General features: G+C 70.3%; 9 protein-coding genes, 1 tRNA gene and 1 rRNA gene. 1 reads left to right on the forward strand and 10 read right to left on the reverse strand.

The annotated features are described in order from the left end of the window. Positions 1 to 32 precede the first annotated feature (32 nt). The 7 genes from OO62_RS12500 to OO62_RS12530 all read right to left on the reverse strand — a co-directional run bounded on the left by OO62_RS12500 (position 33) and on the right by OO62_RS12530 (position 13,189). Positions 33 to 569: a CinA family protein gene (locus tag OO62_RS12500; protein WP_033267409.1), complete on the reverse strand. Its 537-nt coding sequence runs from the start codon at positions 567 to 569 to the stop codon at positions 33 to 35. Beyond that, complete coding sequence (gene pgsA / locus OO62_RS12505) at positions 566 to 1,237, reverse strand: CDP-diacylglycerol--glycerol-3-phosphate 3-phosphatidyltransferase (RefSeq protein WP_033267410.1); 672 nt, start codon at positions 1,235 to 1,237, stop codon at positions 566 to 568. The genes OO62_RS12500 and pgsA overlap by 4 nt, the downstream gene beginning before the upstream one ends. Then, entirely contained in the window at positions 1,234 to 2,730 is a 1,497-nt protein-coding gene (gene rimO, locus OO62_RS12510) for a 30S ribosomal protein S12 methylthiotransferase RimO (protein WP_033267411.1), read from the reverse strand. The genes pgsA and rimO overlap by 4 nt, the downstream gene beginning before the upstream one ends. A 106-nt stretch (positions 2,731 to 2,836) precedes the next feature. Further along, positions 2,837 to 3,640, reverse strand: coding sequence for a helix-turn-helix domain-containing protein (locus tag OO62_RS12515; protein ID WP_033267412.1), 804 nt, complete (start codon positions 3,638 to 3,640; stop codon positions 2,837 to 2,839). A 223-nt stretch (positions 3,641 to 3,863) separates the two neighbouring features. Next, on the reverse strand, positions 3,864 to 6,632 hold the full coding sequence (locus OO62_RS12520) for a DNA translocase FtsK (protein WP_206738432.1): 2,769 nt from the start codon (positions 6,630 to 6,632) through the stop codon (positions 3,864 to 3,866). A gap of 92 nt (positions 6,633 to 6,724) precedes the next feature. Next, on the reverse strand, positions 6,725 to 7,399 hold the full coding sequence (locus tag OO62_RS12525; RefSeq protein WP_033267414.1) for a response regulator: 675 nt from the start codon (positions 7,397 to 7,399) through the stop codon (positions 6,725 to 6,727). A 255-nt stretch (positions 7,400 to 7,654) separates the two neighbouring features. Beyond that, entirely contained in the window at positions 7,655 to 13,189 is a 5,535-nt protein-coding gene (locus tag OO62_RS12530; RefSeq protein ID WP_078617136.1) for a HAMP domain-containing protein, read from the reverse strand. Between the two features lie 263 nt (positions 13,190 to 13,452). Between OO62_RS12530 and OO62_RS12535 the strand changes: the two genes are divergently transcribed. Continuing rightward, the gene (locus OO62_RS12535; RefSeq protein ID WP_051733046.1) at positions 13,453 to 16,119 is read left to right on the forward strand and encodes a SpoIIE family protein phosphatase; all 2,667 of its coding nucleotides are present in this window, start codon (positions 13,453 to 13,455) and stop codon (positions 16,117 to 16,119) included. Positions 16,120 to 16,256: 137 nt separating this feature from the next. Here the strand turns inward: OO62_RS12535 and OO62_RS12540 are convergent. The 3 genes from OO62_RS12540 to rrf form a co-directional block, all read right to left on the reverse strand. Continuing rightward, positions 16,257 to 16,329 (reverse strand) — tRNA-Thr (locus OO62_RS12540). 63 nt (positions 16,330 to 16,392) lie between these two features. Then, entirely contained in the window at positions 16,393 to 17,070 is a 678-nt protein-coding gene (locus OO62_RS12545; protein WP_033267417.1) for a DegT/DnrJ/EryC1/StrS family aminotransferase, read from the reverse strand. Positions 17,071 to 17,186: 116 nt separating this feature from the next. After that, positions 17,187 to 17,282: ribosomal RNA gene (gene rrf, locus OO62_RS36940) — 5S ribosomal RNA — on the reverse strand; the annotation flags it as partial.

A 17,282-nucleotide genomic window follows, 5' to 3' on the forward strand; every position in this document is an offset into this window, starting at 1 on the left:
CGCGGCCGTGCCGGGAGCGAGTACGTGTTCACTCATGGCTGCAAACATCCATTCCCCCCGTGTTGTTCCGTATCCTGTGCCCGCGCATTTTCTGTCAGTTCGCTCAACAACAGTGCGAGCACCGCGTCGATGGTGTCGCGGCGGATCCGGTCGCGATCCCCGGCCAGCGCCAGCCGGCGCACCTCTCCGGCGCCGCCCGGGCCGCGCACCGCCACGAAGACGGTGCCCACGGGCTGCCCGTCCTGCGGCTCGGGGCCGGCCACCCCGGTCGTGGCGATGCCCCAGTCGGCGCCCAGCACCCGCCGGACACCCTCCGCCATCTGTCGCGCGACCTCGGCGTCCACCGCTCCGTGCGCGGCCAGCAGGGCGCCGTCGACACCCAGCAGCTCCCGCTTGAGATCGGTGGCGTACGCCGTGACCGAGCCGCGCAGCACCCGCGAGGCCCCGGGGACGGCGGTCAGCGCGCCCGCCACCAGGCCACCGGTCAGGGACTCGGCCACCGCCAGGCTCTGCCCGCGCCCGGCGAGCAGCTCCAGCGCCCCGGCGGCCACAGAACCCGGCGCGCTCACCGGCCGGCGTCCCGTTCGGTCGGTTCCGCCGCCTGCCCGGCCCGCTCCGCGCGCTCCCTGGCCAGACCGGCCCGGCGCAGCACCACGGCCTGGCGGACGTAGTCCAGGCCGGTGGCGACAGTCAGCAGCACGGCCACCGCCATCACCCACCAGCGGAAGGTCGCCAGCGGACCGGTCAGTACCAGGACGTACATCCCGACCGCGGTGCCCTGCGCCAATGTCTTGATCTTGCCCCCACGACTGGCCGGAATGACCCCGTGCTTGATCACCCAGAACCGCATCAGCGTGATGCCGAGCTCACGGAAGAGGATCACGCCCGTCACCCACCAGGGCAGATCACCCAGCACCGACAGGCAGACCAGCGCGGCGCCCATGATCGCCTTGTCCGCGATCGGGTCGGCGATCTTGCCGAAGTCGGTGACCAGGTTGTACGTGCGCGCCAGATGCCCGTCGAAGATGTCGGTGATCATGGCGACGGCGAAGGCCGCCCAGGCGAAGACGCGCCAGACCGGGTCGGTCCCGTTGTCGTGCATCAGCAGCACGACGAAGGCCGGGACCAGCACCAGCCGCAGCATCGTCAGGATGTTGGCGATGTTCCACAGCCCGGCCTGCCGGACGGCCGGCGCCGTGCGCGGGCCACCAGCTGCGGAAGCCGGGACTCCGGTCATCTGCCCGCCTCCTCGGTACACTCCGCGCCGTCCACCGACAGCACCTCGGCCACGAGGTCCACACCCTCGCTCGACACGACCTTTGCTTCGACCATACGACCGGGCGAAAGCTCCTGGTCGGTCGAGAGCAGGGTGACGCCGTCCGTCTCCGGTGCCTGGTGCGCGGCCCGCCCGACGATGCCGTCCTCGTCGTCGATCCGGTCGACCAGCACCCGCACGGTCTCCCCGACCCGCTCCTCGGCGCGCTGCGCGGTCAGCTCCTCGGCCAGCCGCGACACCCGGGCCAGCCGCTCGGCGACCTCGTCCGGGTCGACCTTGTCCTCGTACGAGGCGGCCTCGGTGCCGTCCTCGTCGGAGTAGCCGAAGACGCCGATGGCATCGAGCCGGGCCGCGGTGATGAAGCGCTCCAGCTCCGCCAGGTCGCTCTCGCTCTCCCCGGGGAAGCCGACGATGAAGTTGGAGCGGGCGCCGGCCTGCGGCGCCTTCGTCCGGATCGTCTCCAGCAGCTCCAGGAAGCTGTCGGTGCCGCCGAAGCGCCGCATGGAACGCAGCACACCGGGCGCCGAGTGCTGGAAGGACAGGTCGAAGTACGGCGCGACCTTGTCGGTACCGGTCAGCACATCGATCAGACCCGGTCGCATCTCGGCCGGCTGGAGGTAGCTGACGCGGATCCGCTCGATGCCGTCGACGGCGGCCAGCTCCGGCAGCAGCGTCTCCAGCAGGCGGATGTCGCCGAGGTCCTTGCCGTAGGAGGTGTTGTTCTCGGAGACCAGCATGATCTCCTTGACGCCCTGCTCCGCCAGCCAGCGGGTCTCCCCGAGCACGTCGGAGGGGCGGCGGGAGATGAAGGAGCCCCGGAAGGACGGGATGGCGCAGAACGAGCAGCGCCGGTCGCAGCCGGAGGCCAGCTTCACCGAGGCCACCGGGCTGGAGTCGAGCCGGCGGCGCAGCGGCGCGCGCGGGCCGGAGGCGGGCGCGATGCCCTCCGGCAGGTCCTCGGGCGGGGTGTCCTGGGCGTGGCCGGGCAGTGCGACCTCGGCGGCCTGGCGCTCGGCCGGGCTGATCGGCAGCAGCTTGCGGCGGTCGCGCGGGGTGTGCGCCGCGTGGATGCCGCCGCTCAGGATGGTCTGCAGCCGATCGGAGATGTCGCTGTAGTCGTCGAAGCCGAGCACGCCGTCGGCCTCGGGCAGCGCCTCGGCGAGCTCCTTGCCGTAGCGCTCGGCCATGCAGCCGACGGCCACCACGGCCTGGGTTCTGCCGCCCCCCTCACGAGCCGCGGCCTTCAGATCGTTGGCTTCCAGCAGGGCATCGACGGAGTCCTTCTTGGCGGCCTCGACGAAGCCGCAGGTGTTGACGACGGCGACATCGGCATCGGCGGCTTCCTCGACCAGCTCCCAGCCGTCCGCCGCCAGGCGGCCTGCGAGCTCCTCCGAGTCCACCTCGTTACGGGCGCAGCCAAGGGTGACAAGGGCGACAGTGCGGCGTTCGGGCATGGGGCTCAGCCTACTTCGTCCCGGAGACACCCTCGGCGCGCAGGTCTCCGCCGCCCGCACCGGGCGTCCCGGGCCGGGCGGCGGACTCCCTCCGAAGCGGCGGCGCTCAGCCCGCCTGCGGGTCTCCCGGCGTGTAGCTGAGCCGCTCCACCGGGCCCTTCTCGCCGATCTGCTTGACTTCCTTGCCGTTGACGTACAGCTGTACGGCCGGGGCGTTGCCGAGGACCAGGTCGATCCGCTTCTTGTCCGTGATCGTCTTGGACTCGCCCTTCTTCAGCAGGCTGTCCTCCAGCAGCTTGCCGTTGGCGTCCTTGGCCGAGACCCAGCTCTGCCCGTCGCGGGCGGTGACCTTGATCGTCACCTTGTCCTTGGGCAGGCCGGCGACCGCGCTGTCGGACGGCTCGGGAAGCGGCGGCTTGATCGTCGAGGGGTGGCGGGTGGGGGCCGGCGCCTTGGCATGGGCGTCGCCGGCCGCGATGGGACCGTTGTTGCTCTTGTCCCCGCCGGTGAAGAGCGTGAAGCCGGCGAAGCCCACCACCGCGACGATCGCGGCGATCATGGCGGCCGTCCAGTTCGGGCGGCGCGGCTCGGAGCGGATCCGCTCGGCCTCGAAGATCGGGGCGGCGAGCTCGGTCGGGGTCGGCCGCCCGCCGTGCTCGGCGTCGAACTGGTCGATCAGCGGGCGGGGGTCGAGGGAGACGGCGCGGGCGAGCGTTCTGATGTGTCCGCGGGCGTAGACGTCGCCGCCGCAGCGCGAGAAGTCGTCCTGCTCGATCGCCTGAACGATGGGAATGCGCACCCGCGTCGTCGTACTGACCTCTTCGACGGTCAGTCCCGCTCCGATACGGGCCTGCTGAATGGCACGACCGACGGAAGGCCGGTCTGCTTCGGGGGAGTTGCCGATGGACACGGGGGCGCCTTTCGAGCGTGTAGCCACCTGCTGGAAGTTCAGTCTAGGGGTGGAGCGAAAGGGTCGGGCAAGCGGGAGAGCGCTGTTTGTACGCCATCGGAACGCCCGCGGGGTGCCAAGCGGGTTGATGTTGCGGCATCGTTCCCTCGCCTCCCTCAACTTGACGTTTCGGCAGGAGAAACGGTTGCTTTCTTCTCTCGTACGGGTGACCCGGATGTGCGTGCTACTCGCTAGCCTGCCCCCGGATCACCGCCAGGACTCCGTCCAATTCATCAGGCTTCACCAGAACGTCACGTGCCTTGGAACCCTCGCTCGGCCCGACGATGTTGCGTGACTCCATCAGATCCATCAGCCGCCCGGCCTTGGCGAACCCCACCCGCAGCTTGCGCTGGAGCATCGAGGTCGACCCGAACTGGGTGGAAACCACCAGCTCAGCGGCCTGACACAGCAGATCGAGGTCATCGCCGATGTCCTCGTCGATCTCCTTCTTCTTCGCCGTGCCGACCGTGACGTCGTCGCGGAAGACCGGCGCCATCTGGTCCTTGCAGTGCTGGACGACGGCCGCCACCTCGGCCTCCGTCACGAAGGCGCCCTGCATACGGACCGGCTTGTTGGCGCCCATCGGCAGGAACAGCCCGTCGCCCTTGCCGATCAGCTTCTCGGCGCCCGGCTGGTCGAGGATGACCCGGCTGTCGGCCAGCGACGAGGTGGCGAACGCGAGCCGGGAGGGCACATTGGCCTTGATCAGGCCCGTGACGACGTCGACGGAGGGCCGCTGGGTGGCGAGCACCAGGTGGATACCGGCCGCCCGGGCGAGCTGGGTGATCCGGACGATGGAGTCCTCCACGTCGCGCGGCGCCACCATCATCAGGTCCGCCAGCTCGTCCACGATCACCAGCAGATACGGGTAGGGCGCCAGCTCCCGCTCGCTGCCCTCGGGCGAGCTGACCTTGCCGCTGCGGACCGCGGCGTTGAAATCGTCGATGTGCCGGAAGCCGTAGGCCGCGAGGTCGTCGTAGCGCAGGTCCATCTCGCGCACCACCCACTGCAGCGCCTCGGCGGCCCGCTTGGGATTGGTGATGATCGGCGTGATCAGGTGCGGGATGCCCTCGTACGCGGTCAGCTCGACCCGCTTGGGGTCGACCAGCACCATCCGGACGTCCTCCGGCGTGGCCCGCACCATGACCGAGGTGATCAGGCAATTGATGCAGGACGACTTGCCGGATCCGGTGGCGCCGGCGACGAGCACGTGCGGCATCTTCGTCATGTTGGCCATGACGTAGCCGCCCTCGACGTCCTTGCCCAGCGCCACCAGCATCGGATGCTCGTCACCCGCCGCGTCCGCCAGCCGCAGCACGTCGCCGAGGTTGACCATCTCGCGGTCGGTGTTGGGGATCTCGATGCCGACCGCCGACTTGCCGGGGATCGGGCTGATGATGCGGACGTCGGGGCTGGCCACGGCGTAGGCGATGTTCTTCGCCAGCGCGGTGATCTTCTCGACCTTGACGGCCGGGCCCAGCTCGACCTCGTAGCGGGTCACCGTCGGGCCGCGGGTGAAGCCGGTGACCGCGGCGTCGACCTTGAATTCCTGGAAGACCGTGGTCAGCGCGGTCACTATGGCGTCGTTCGCGGCGCTGCGGGTCTTGCCGGGGCCGCCCCGCGCGAGCAGGTCCAGCGAGGGCAGCGAGTAGGTGATGTCACCGGACAGCTGAAGCTGCTCGGCACGCGCCGGCAGCTCGCCGGACGGCTCGGGCGGCGCCTTGGTGAAGTCCGGTACGGCCGGGGTTCGCTCCCCCTTCGGCGGCTCGGGCTCGGCACCGCGGGCCGGCGGGACCGTCCCGGAGTGCGTGGCGTCGTCCTCCTGGTCCTGGTCCCGGCGCTCGCCGGAGACGCTGCTGCTCAGTCCCGCGACGAGCGGAGAGGGCTGGACGCCGTGCAGCACCGCGCCGTCCAGCGCGGCGGCGGCCGCGGCGGCGACGTCCACCGCGTCCATCGGCCGGTCCGCGGCAGGCCGGTCGGCCCGGCGCGGACGCCGCCGCTTGGCCAGCGCCGCCTCTTCTATGGCGTCCGGGTCGTTCGCCGCGGGCGCCGCCGCGGCGCTGCGCCGGGGCTTGCGCGCCGGCTGCTCGCGCCACTCCTCGGCGTACTCCTCGACCTCGTCGAAGTCCGCCTCGGGTTCCAGGGGGTGCAGCACGCCGAGCCGGACGCCGAGCGCCCGCAGCCGCTGCGGAATGGCGTTCACCGGTGTCGCGGTGACCACCAGCAGGCCGAACAGGGTGAGCAGCGCCAGCAGCGCCACCGCCAGGGTCATGCCGACGGTGAAGATCAGCGGCTTGGAGGCGACCCACCCGACATAGCCGCCGGCGTCCTGTATGGCGGCGAGTCCGTCGCCCCGGCCCGGCGAGCCGCAAGCCATCGCGACCTGCCCGAGGATGCCGATCACCAGCGCGGAGAGCCCGATGACGATCCGGCCGTTGGCCTCCGGCTTCTCGGGATGCCGGATGAGCCGCAGCGCGATGCCGCCCAGCAGTATCGGTACGACCAGGTCCAGCCGCCCGAACGCGCCGGTCACCAGGAGCTCGACGAGGTCACCGACCGGCCCGGAGAGGTTGGACCAGGTACCGGCGGCGATGACCAGCGCCAGCCCGAGCAGCCCCAGCGCCAGCCCGTCCTTGCGGTGCGCCGGGTCGAGGTTCTTCGCGCCCTGGCCCATCCCGCGGAACATCGCGCCGATGGCGTGGGCGAGACCCAGCCAGCAGGCGCGGGCGAGGCGGTAGACGCCGCCGGTCGGGGACGGTGCCGGTCGCGGCGCGGCCTTCTTGGCGGCCACCTTCTTGGCCGGGGCCCGCTTCGCCGCCGTCTTCTTGACCGGTGGCTTCGCGGGCGCCTTCTTCGCAGCGGTCTTCTTGGCCGCGCCCCCGGACCGTCCGGCGCGCTGCTTCGAGGGGCCCGCCGTGCTCTGGGTTCCCTTGCCGGACGTACGTGAGGCCATGGCGACGAGATTACAGGCGAACGCGGGCATGACACGAGCGCACGGCCCTTCACCCAAACGTGTCGCACGCCCGTCTCATGAGGGGGCGTCAGTCAGCTCGCGGGGACCCCGCCGGTGTTCCCCGCCGTCCCCGGCTCCAGGGCGTCCAGAGCCCGGCGCAGGCCGGTCAGCTTGCGCTCCAGATGGGCCGCGGTCGCCACCGCGGCCGCGTCCGCCGACTCGTCCAGCTGTTTGGAGAGCGCCTCGGCCTGCTCCTCGACGGCGGCCAGTCGCGCGGAGAGCTCGGCGAGCAGCCCCGCGGACTCCTTCGCCTCGTCGGCGCTCGGCCGGCCGCCCTCCAGCTGGAGCCGCAGCAGCGAAGCCTGCTCCCGCAGTTGGCAGTTCTTCATGTACAGCTCGACGAAGACCGAGACCTTCGCGCGCAGCACCCACGGGTCGAACGGCTTGGAGATGTAGTCCACCGCGCCGGCCGCGTACCCGCGGAAGGTGTGGTGCGGGCCGTGGTTGATGGCCGTGAGGAAGATGATCGGGATGTCGCGGGTGCGCTCCCGCCGCTTGATGTGCGCGGCGGTCTCGAAACCGTCCATACCCGGCATCTGCACATCGAGCAGAATCACCGCGAAATCGTCCGTGAGCAGTGCTTTGAGCGCTTCCTCCCCGGACGATGCCCGCACCAGTGTCTGATCGAGCGCGGAGAGGATCGCCTCCAGCGCCAGCAGATTCTCCGGCCGGTCATCGACCAGGAGGATCTTGGCCTTCTGCACCATGGCCCGTCCTCCTCGCCCCGGCATCGAACCGGACGCCGCCCCAGGGGACGACTCCGTAACGCCGCCCGTCCTTGTGCCGGTCATGGTAGCTGCACCCCGCCTGTCGCCACACCCTGTCACCGCGATGTCACTGCGCACGTAGCAGAAACGCAGACAGAGACGAGAAGGTTCCCCGGATCCTGCACTTCCACACGTCCGCGGCAACACTCAGTCAGCACGCGGTGATCCTCTTTCGGCTCCCATACTGTCGTCCCGTCACTCGGCTCGCATCCATTGCTCCATGACCGACAACAGATGATCGGTATCCACCGGCTTGGTCACGTAGTCGGAGGCTCCCGCGTCGATGCTCTTCTCCCGGTCGCCCTTCATCGCCTTCGCGGTGAGCGCGATGATCGGCAGCCCGGCGAACTGCGGCATCCGACGGATCGCGGCGGTGGTCGCGTAACCGTCCATCTCCGGCATCATGATGTCCATCAGCACCAGCACGATGTCGTCGTGCTGTTCGAGCACCTCGATGCCCTCCCGGCCGTTCTCGGCGTACAGCACCGACAGGCCGTGCTGCTCCAGGACGCTGGTGAGCGCGAAGACGTTGCGGATGTCGTCGTCGACGATCAGCACCTTCTCGCCGTGGAAGCCGCCGCCGAAGCTCGGGTCCGCCACCAGGTCCTGGCCGGTGCCCAGCCAGGGCTCCTCGGCCGACTGCGGGGGCGCGGGCGGCTGAGCCGGCTGCTGAGGCTGCGGCTGGGGTTGCGGCTGCGGCTGTTGCGGCTGGGGTGCCGCCGCCGGCTGGCCCGGGAGCGCGAAGCGGCGCTGGGAACCGGCCACCGCGCGACGGCGACGCCGGCTGAGGCTGCCACCGGTGTCCCGGCCCTGCGCCTCTTCGATCTCCAGCCGTACGGCCTCCGTCTCACGCGCCTCCGCGTCCATCGCCAGCCCGCCGGCCACCAGCTGCGGGTAGCCCTGCGGGGGCAGCCCGCCGGGGTTGTGCGGCAGGTAGAGCGTGAAGGTGGAGCCGCGGTTGGGCTCGCTCTGGGCGTGGATCTCACCGCCCAGCAGCCGGGCGATCTCCCGGCTGATGGACAGGCCCAGGCCCGTACCGCCGTACTTGCGGCTGGTGGTCCCGTCCGCCTGCTTGAACGCCTCGAAGATGACCCGCATCTTGCTGGACGCGATGCCGATACCCGTGTCGGTCACCGAGAAGGCGATCATGTCGGCGTCCGGGTCGCGCAGCGAGCCGTGCTCCAGCAGCTGCTCACGGATGGCCACCGGGACGTCCGCGCCGGCCGGCCGGATGACCAGCTCCACGGCGCCGGTGTCGGTGAACTTCACGGCGTTGGACAGCAGGTTGCGCAGCACCTGGAGCAGCCGCTGCTCGTCGGTGTGCAGCGTGGCGGGCAGCTCCGGTGAGACCCGTACGGAGAAGTCGAGACCCTTCTCCGCGGTCAGCGGCCGGAACGTGGCCTCCACGTAGTCGACGAGCTGGACCAGCGCGATCCGCGTCGGGCTGACGTCCATCTTGCCGGCCTCGACCTTCGACAGGTCCAGGATGTCGTTGATCAGCTGGAGCAGGTCGCTGCCCGCCCCGTGGATCGTCTCGGCGAACTCGACCTGCTTCGGGGAGAGGTTCCCCTCGGCGTTGTCCGCCAGCAACTTGGCCAGAATCAGCAGCGAGTTCAGCGGCGTGCGCAGCTCGTGCGACATGTTCGCCAGGAACTCCGACTTGTAGCGCATCGAGACCGCGAGCTGCTCGGCGCGCTCCTCCAGGACCTGCCGCGCCTCCTCGATCTCGGTGTTCTTCACCTCGATGTCGCGGTTCTGCGCCCGCAGCTGCTCGGCCTTCTCCTCCAGCTCCGTGTTGGACAGCTCCAGCGCCCGCTGCCTGCTCTCCAGCTCCGCGGAACGCTCACGCAGCTGCTCGGTCAGCTCCTGCGACTGCTTGAGCAGCACCTCGGTCTTGGTGTTGACCGAGATGGTGTTGACGCTGGTCGCGATCATCTCGGCGATCTGGCTGAGGAAGTCCTTCTGGATCTGGGTGAACGGCTGGAAGGACGCCAGCTCGATCACGCCGAGCACCTTGTCCTCGAAGAGCACCGGCAGCACGATGACGTTCGCCGGCGGCGCCTCGCCCAGCCCGGATGCGATCTTGAGGTAGCCGGAGGGCACGTTCTCCACCAGGATCGTGCGGCCCTCCTCCGCCGCCGTGCCGATCAGCGTCTCGCCCGGCTTGAACGTCGTCGGCATCGCGCCCATGGAGTAGCCGTACGAGCCCATCAGCCGCAGCTCGTACGCGCCCGGCTCGCCGCCGTCCGCGCCGATCTCCTGGCTGTCGGGCTGGGCCGCGAGGAAGAACGCGCCGTGCTGCGCGGAGACCGCCGGCGACAGCTCGCTCATGATGAGCGTGGCGACGTCCTTGAGGTCGCGCCGGCCCTGCATCAGACCGGAGATCCGGGCCAAGTTGCCCTTCAGCCAGTCCTGTTCCTCGTTGGCGAGGGTGGTCTCGCGGAGCGTGGAGATCATGGTGTTGACGTTGTCCTGGAGCTCCAGGATCTCGCCGGCCGCGTCCACGTCGATCCGGACGTTGTGATCGCCGAGGGTGACCGCCGCGGCGACCGCGGCGATGGCGCGCACCTGACGGGTCAGGTTGCCGGCCATCTCGTTCACCGACTCGGTCAGGTCCCGCCAGGTGCCGGCCACGCCCCGCACCTGCGCCTGACCGCCCAGCTGGCCTTCCGTACCCACCTCGCGGGCCACCCTGGTGACCTGCTCGGCGAACGACGACAGCTGGTCGACCATGGTGTTGATGGTGGTCTTCAGCGCGAGGATCTCGCCGCGCGCGTCGATGTCGATCTTCTTGGTGAGATCACCCTTGGCGATGGCGGTGGTGACCATGGCGATGTTGCGGACCTGGCCGGTGAGGTTGTTGGCCATGGAGTTCACCGACTCCGTGAGGTCCTTCCACGTACCGGCGACGCCGGGGACGCGGGCCTGACCGCCCAGGATGCCGTCGGTGCCCACCTCGCGGGCCACTCGCGTGACCTCGTCGGCGAACGACGACAGCGTGGTGACCATCGTGTTGACCGTGTCGGCGAGCTGTGCGACCTCGCCGCGCGCCTCGACCGTCACCTTCTTCGTGAGGTCTCCGTTGGCGACCGCCGCCGAGACCTGGGAGATGTTGCGCACCTGGATGGTCAGGTTGTTGGCCATCAGGTTGACGTTGTCGCTGAGGTCCTTCCAGATGCCGGTGACGCCCGGAACCCGTGCCTGGCCGCCCAGTTGGCCTTCCGTACCGACCTCGCGGGCGACCCGCGTCACCTGCTCGGCGAACAGCGACAGCTGGTCGACCATCGTGTTGACGGTGGTGACCAGTTCGAGGATCTCGCCCTTGGCGTCGACGGTGATCTTCTTCGACAGGTCACCGCGCGCCACCGCGGTCGTCACCTCGCCGATGTTCCGCACCTGCGACGTCAGGTTGTTCGCCATGAAGTTGACGGACTGGGTGAGGTCCTTCCACGTACCGCTGACGCCCTGCACCTCGGCCTGGCCGCCCAGGATGCCCTCGGTGCCCACCTCCCGGGCGACCCGGGTGACCTGCTCCGCGAAGGACGAGAGCTGGTCGACCATGGTGTTCAGGGTGTTCTTGAGCTCCAGGATCTCGCCCCGGGCGTCCACATCGATCTTCTGCGACAGGTCGCCGCGCGCCACCGCTGTGGCGACCTGGGCGATGTTGCGCACCTGGGCCGTCAGGTTCCCGGCCATGCCGTTCACCGAATCGGTCAGATCGCGCCAGACGCCCGCGACGCCCGGCACCTGCGCCTGGCCGCCCAGCCGGCCGTCCGTACCGACCTCCCGGGCGACCCGGGTCACCTGCTCGGCGAACGCGGAGAGCTGGTCGACCATCGTGTTGATGGTGCTCTTCAGCTCCAGGATCTCGCCGCGCGCGTCCACGTCGATCTTCTGCGACAGGTCGCCGCGCGCCACCGCCGTGGTCACCTGCGCGATCTGCCGCACCTGAGAGGTGAGGTTCCCCGCCATGAAGTTGACGGAGTCGGTCAGCTCCTTCCAGGTGCCGCTGACGCCGTCCACCCGGGCCTGACCGCCCAGCCGGCCCTCCGTGCCCACGTCCCTGGCCATCCGCGTGACCTGGTCGGCGAACGAGGACAGCTGGTCCACCATGGTGTTCACGGTGTTCTTCAGCTGGAGCATCTCGCCGGAGACGTCGACGGTGACCTTCTGCGACAGGTCGCCGTTCGCGACCGCCGTCGTCACCTGCGCGATGTTGCGGACCTGCCCGGTCAGGTTCCGGAACGCGGTGTTGACGGAGTCCGTCAGGTCCTTCCACGTCCCCGCGGCCCCGGGCACCGCCGCCTGGCCGCCCAGCTCACCCTCGACGCCGATCTCCCGTGCCACCCGGGTCACTTCGGCACCGAACGAGGAGAGCTGGTCCACCATCGTGTTGACGGTGTTCTTCAACTCCAGCATTTCACCGGCGACATCGACGGTGACCTTCTGCGACAGGTCACCGTTGGCAACCGCCGTCGTCACCTGGGCGATGTCCCGCACCTGCCCGGTCAGGTTGCGGAAGGCGTTGTTCACCGAGTCGGTGAGGTCCTTCCACGTACCGGCCGCGCCCGGCACCTGCGCCTGGCCGCCGAGCTGTCCCTCGGCCCCGACCTCGTTCGCCACCCGCGTCACTTCGTCCGCGAAGGTCCGCAGCGTCTCGGTCATGGTGTTGATGGTGTCGGCGAGCTGCGCGACCTCGCCGCGTGCGCTGACCGTCACCTTCTGCGACAGGTCGCCGTTCGCGACCGCCGTGGTGACCTGGGCGATCCCCCGCACCTGCGCGGTCAGGTTGCCGGCCATGAGGTTGACCGAATCGGTCAGGTCCTTCCACACGCCCGCGACGCCCGGGACCTGCGCCTGACCGCCGAGCTCACCCTCCGTACCGACCTCGCGAGCGACGCGCGTCACCTCGGAGGCGAAGGAAGACAGCTGGTCCACCATCGTGTTGACGGTGTTCTTCAGCTCCAGCATCTCGCCGGCGACATGCACGGTCACCTTGCGCGACAGATCACCCTTGGCGACCGCGGTGGTGACCAGGGCGATGTCGCGGACCTGAGCCGTCAGCCGGGACGCCATGGTGTTGACGGATTCCGTCAGGTCCTTCCACGAACCCGACATTCCGCGCACCCGCGCCTGACCGCCGAGCTTGCCCTCCGTACCGACCTCGCTGGCCACTCTGGTGACCTCGTCGGTGAACGCCGAGAGCTGGTCCACCAGCCCGTTGACCGTACGCCCGACCTTGAGGAACTCCCCGCGCAGCGGATGCTCCGACGAGCTGTCCGAGCTGCGCGACCGCAGGTCCATCCGCTGTTCCAGGTCACCCTCGGAGACCGCCGAGAGCACCCGTCCGACTTCGGACACCGGCCGTACGAGGTCGTCGACCAGCGCGTTCGAGGCGTCGATGGCCGCGGCCCAGGAGCCCTCGGCGGCGCCGACCTCCAGCCGTTCCGTGAGTTTTCCCTCACGCCCGACCACCCGGCGCACCCGCGCCAGCTCGCCGGTCAGATGCAAATTGCGGTCCGCAACCTCGTTGAAGACCGCCGCGATCTCCGACATGACGCCGTCGCCGGAAACCGTGAGCCGCTTGCGGAAGTTCCCGTCCCGCATGGCGACCAGAGCGACCAACAGCCGATTCAGCGCAGCCGTATCCACTTCGGTCGTCCCGTTGTTCCGGGATCGTCCGCCTTTCGCGCGCGTGCTTGCGCCCCGCGCCGCTGCGCCAGACTCCACCGTGTCCCTCCCGCAAGGGTCGACCGTTCTACCCGGGCTTTCTCTTGATACTTGCCCAGTGTTTCACCATGGCCCAACCAGGCCATAACAGTTCGGCAGCATCGCACACCGTCCCCGTCACGATTGGGGCGGAAACACACGTGACCGGCATCCTCGGCCGCGGCGAAGGTAAGTAACCTGGCATACGGCTGTCCACCCGCCCCGTCGCGAACACGGGCGGCAGTGGTACGAGCACGACAGGTATTCGGAGGGGCGCCGCGACCATGGGGGAGCAGATCACCGACACACGCATGAGGAGACCAGTGATCACCGCGCGGGCCGCCGCAACATTCGAACCGGTGGGGCGCTCGGTCGCCACCGCCCGCGCGTTCGTCCGCGACACCCTCCAGGGCTGGGGCTGCGCCGACATCGTCGATGACGCGGTCGTCCTGACCAGCGAGCTGGTCACCAACGCCGTGGTGCACGCCGGCACCGCCGCGGACGTGCTGTGTCAGCGCAGTGACGAAGGCGTGCGGATCTCCGTCGCCGACCGCTACCCCGAACGTGAGATCCCGCTCCAGAACGCCGGCCAGGTCGTCGTCCACCCGGACCGCGAGGGCGGCCGCGGGCTGCTGCTGTGCGGCGCGCTGGCCACCCGCTGGGGCGTCGAGTACACCGCCGCCCAGAAGCACGTGTGGTTCCAGCTCGACCTCCCCGAGCGCCCCGCCGGCACCCGCTCCGCCGGCCCCGCCCTCCCCGTCGACGCCCTCCCGGTGACCGACGCCCGGGTCCGCGTCGCGGTGATCCAGATCGACCGCGGCGGCTGCATCAGCTTCTGGAACGACGACGCCCAGGACCTCTTCGACTACGACCCCGAGCAGGTCATCGGCAAACCCCTCACCGACTTCGCCGCCTGGCCGCACACCCCCGGCACCGGCACCGGCATCGCCGAGGCCCTCCAGCTCTCCCGCTGGGAAGGCTCCTACGGCATAAGGGGCGCCGACGGCCGGGTCGTCCCCGTCTACGCCTCCCACCTCCGCGTCCGCGACGCCGACGGCGAGGCTTCCACGGTCTGCCTCCTGGTGCGCGACCACGAACGCGCCATCCTGCAGAGCCCCCAGCGCACCCCCGCGCCGGACGCCGCCACACAGGCCGCGTCCGAGGGCCGGCCCTCCGACCCGTTCGAGGTCTTCATCGGCTCGCCGGCCCCCGACGATCTCGACGGGCTGCTCCAGCGCACGGTCGAGCGCGCCCGCGACATGCTCGACGGCGACGCCGCCTACCTCCTGCTGGCCACCGACGACGAGACCGAGCTGGAGGTACGCGCCTCGACGGGCCTGCCCTCCGCCCGCCAGCGCTTCGCCCGCGTCCCCGTGGAAGCCGGTTCCGGACGCTACGGCTCCGCCCGGATGCCCGCCGTCCACGAAGACCTCACCGCCGTCCCCGGCGCCGTGCCTCTCCTCAGCGGCACGGGCATGCGCTCGGTCGTCACCGTCCCGCTGAAGGTCGAGGGACGGCTGACCGGCTCCCTCGGCGTCGCCGCGGAAGGAGCCGGCCGCTACACGAACGAGGAGGCGCTGCGCCTCCAGTTCGCCGCCGACCGGATCGCCCTGGCCGTCGAACGCGCCCGCCTGACCGAGCTGGAGAAGCTCCGACGGGGCTCGCTGTCCTTCCTCGTCGAGGCGTCCGACCTGCTGGCCGGCACCCTCGACCGCGACCAGACCCTGGCCCTGATGGCCCAGATGACCGTCCCCACGCTCGCCACGTGGTGCGCCGTCTACACCGTCGCCGACCAGGCGTCCGCCCCCGAGCTCTCCTACGTCCTGCACGAGGACGAGGACCGCATCGACGGCCTCAAGACCCTCCTGCTGAAGGTGGACCCGCCCGAGCCGGTCCCCACCCCCGGCGCCCGCGTCTGGACCGCGCCCAGCGACGCCGCCCACGACGCCGCCCTGCGCACCTCCATGCGCAGCCTGGGACTCGGCAACGCCGCCCGCCCCTCCACGGGCCCCGGCGCCTCCCTCGCCACCGCCTCCGCCGTCGGCGGCGAGACCGTGGTTCTCCCCCTCGTCGCCCGCAACCGCGTCATCGGCATGCTCACCCTCGGCAAGCCCGCCGAGGAGCACTTCCGCCAGGAGATCCTCGAACTCGCCGAGGACCTCTCCCGACGCGCCGCCCTCGCACTCGACAACGCCCGTCTCTACTCCGAGCGCACGGCCATCAGCCAGTCCCTCCAGCGCAGCCTGCTCCCCCCGGAGCTGCCCGACATCGCCGGTGTCGAGGTCGAGGTCATCTACCGCGCGGCCGGCGAGGGCAACGAGGTCGGCGGCGACTTCTACGACCTCTTCCCCATCCGCGACGGCGCGTACGGCTTCGCCATCGGCGACGTCTGCGGTACCGGCCCGGAAGCCGCCGCCGTCACCGGCCTGGCCCGCCACGCCCTCCGCCTCCTCGCCCGCGAGGGCTTCGGCGGCCCCGCCGTCCTGGAGCGGCTCAACGCCGCCATCCTCGACGAGGGCGCCCGCAGCCGCTTCCTGACGCTCCTCTACGGCGAGCTGTGGCCGCAAGACGACGGCAGTGCCGTCCTCAAGGTCGTCTGCGCGGGACACCCCCTGCCGCTGCGTCTGCGCCAGGACGGCACCGTCGAGCCCGCCGCCGAACCCCAGCCGCTCCTCGGCGTCATGGACGACCTCGAACTCTACGAGCAGACCGTCACCCTCGACCCCGGCGACGTCCTGCTCTGCGTCACCGACGGCGTCACCGAGCGCCGCGAGGGCACCCGCATGCTCGGCGACGACGGCCTCACCGACGTGCTGACGACGTGTACGGGCCTGACGGCCGGCGCGGTCGCGGCGCGCGTGCTCCGCGCCGTGGAACGCTTCGCCGCCGAACCGGCCTCCGACGACATGGCCATCCTCGCCATGCGCGTCCCCGAGCCGCAGGCCGGCTGACCACCACACCGGGGCAGCGGCAACCACAAACCCTGTGGCCCGCTCCCCCGGTACACCGCCGCCGCGCACAACTGGCCCACCCCGCGCCCGAATACGACGAAGGCCCCCGCCGAATTGGCGGGGGCCTTCGTCTTCTGAGCCCCAATACGGAATCGAACCGTAGACCTTCTCCTTACCATGGAGACGCTCTGCCGACTGAGCTATTGGGGCGCGGCAACAGAAAGAATATTACCCCAACTCCGCGGCGACTTCTAACCGGACCTCACCCACGGGCTAAAGGGCCGGCTGCAGCAATCCGCCCAGCGCATTGCACGCACTGACCATCTTCTGGAGCTCCCGCCGCGACATCCCCGCGTGCACGGGCAGCGCCAGCGTTTCGTCCACCGCCCGCTCGGTCTCCGGCAGGAACACATCCCGCCGCAGCCCCGGCATCCGGTAGACCGGCGCCAGTACAGGCACCCGGCAGGCAACTCCCTTGCCGCGCAGCGTCCGTGCGAAGGCGTCCCGGTCCGGCCGCCCGTTCCCCGGGACGCGCACCACGTACTGCTCGTACGTGTGCCCGGCGGTCGGCTTCGGCGTCCAGACCCCGTTCAGCCTGCCGTCCAGGTAGGCCGCGTGCGTCCGCCGCAGCTCGGCGTCCTGCGGGTCCGCCCCGGGCTCGTCCTCCACCAGCACCAACAGCCCGTGCCGCTGCCCCACTTCACGGATCCAGCCGACGTCCGCCTGCCGCCCGAACCGGTGCACCGCCACCACCGCGGCGGTCCGGGCGGACACCACATCCGCGACCGCGGCCGGATCCAGGCAGTAACTGTCGGCATCGACATCGGCGAACACCGGCACCGCGCCCAACTCCACCACGGCACGGGACACTTCGGCGTTGCCGTACGCCGGCACCACGACCTCGTCACCAGAACGCACACCGGCTGACCTGAGAGTCTCCACTGTCCCCATGCAGCGGATCCTGCTCAGACGAAGTGAACGTCGAGTTACGCCCACCACCCGAAAATCAGAACAAAAAAGCTCCGGTCCCTGAACCACGAAGGTTCAGGGACCGGAGCTGAAGAATTGTTCGGCGGCGTCCTACTCTCCCACAGGGTCCCCCCTGCAGTACCATCGGCGCTGAAAGGCTTAGCTTCCGGGTTCGAAATGTAACCGGGCGTTTC

Origin of the sequence: Streptomyces lydicus, from assembly GCF_000717345.1 — a bacterium.
GTDB classification, from domain to species: Bacteria; Actinomycetota; Actinomycetes; order Streptomycetales; family Streptomycetaceae; genus Streptomyces; species Streptomyces lydicus.

Bases quoted from the DNA above. Each gene is read 5' to 3' on its own strand.
- pgsA (WP_033267410.1), bottom strand. From the start codon at position 1,237: ATGACCGGAGTCCCGGCTTCCGCAGCTGGTGGCCCGCGCACGGCGCCG.
- rimO (WP_033267411.1), bottom strand. From the start codon at position 2,730: ATGCCCGAACGCCGCACTGTCGCCCTTGTCACCCTTGGCTGCGCCCGT.
- OO62_RS12520 (WP_206738432.1), bottom strand. From the start codon at position 6,632: ATGGCCTCACGTACGTCCGGCAAGGGAACCCAGAGCACGGCGGGCCCC.
- OO62_RS12525 (WP_033267414.1), bottom strand. From the start codon at position 7,399: ATGGTGCAGAAGGCCAAGATCCTCCTGGTCGATGACCGGCCGGAGAAT.
- OO62_RS12535 (WP_051733046.1), top strand. From the start codon at position 13,453: ATGGGGGAGCAGATCACCGACACACGCATGAGGAGACCAGTGATCACC.
- OO62_RS12545 (WP_033267417.1), bottom strand. From the start codon at position 17,070: ATGGGGACAGTGGAGACTCTCAGGTCAGCCGGTGTGCGTTCTGGTGAC.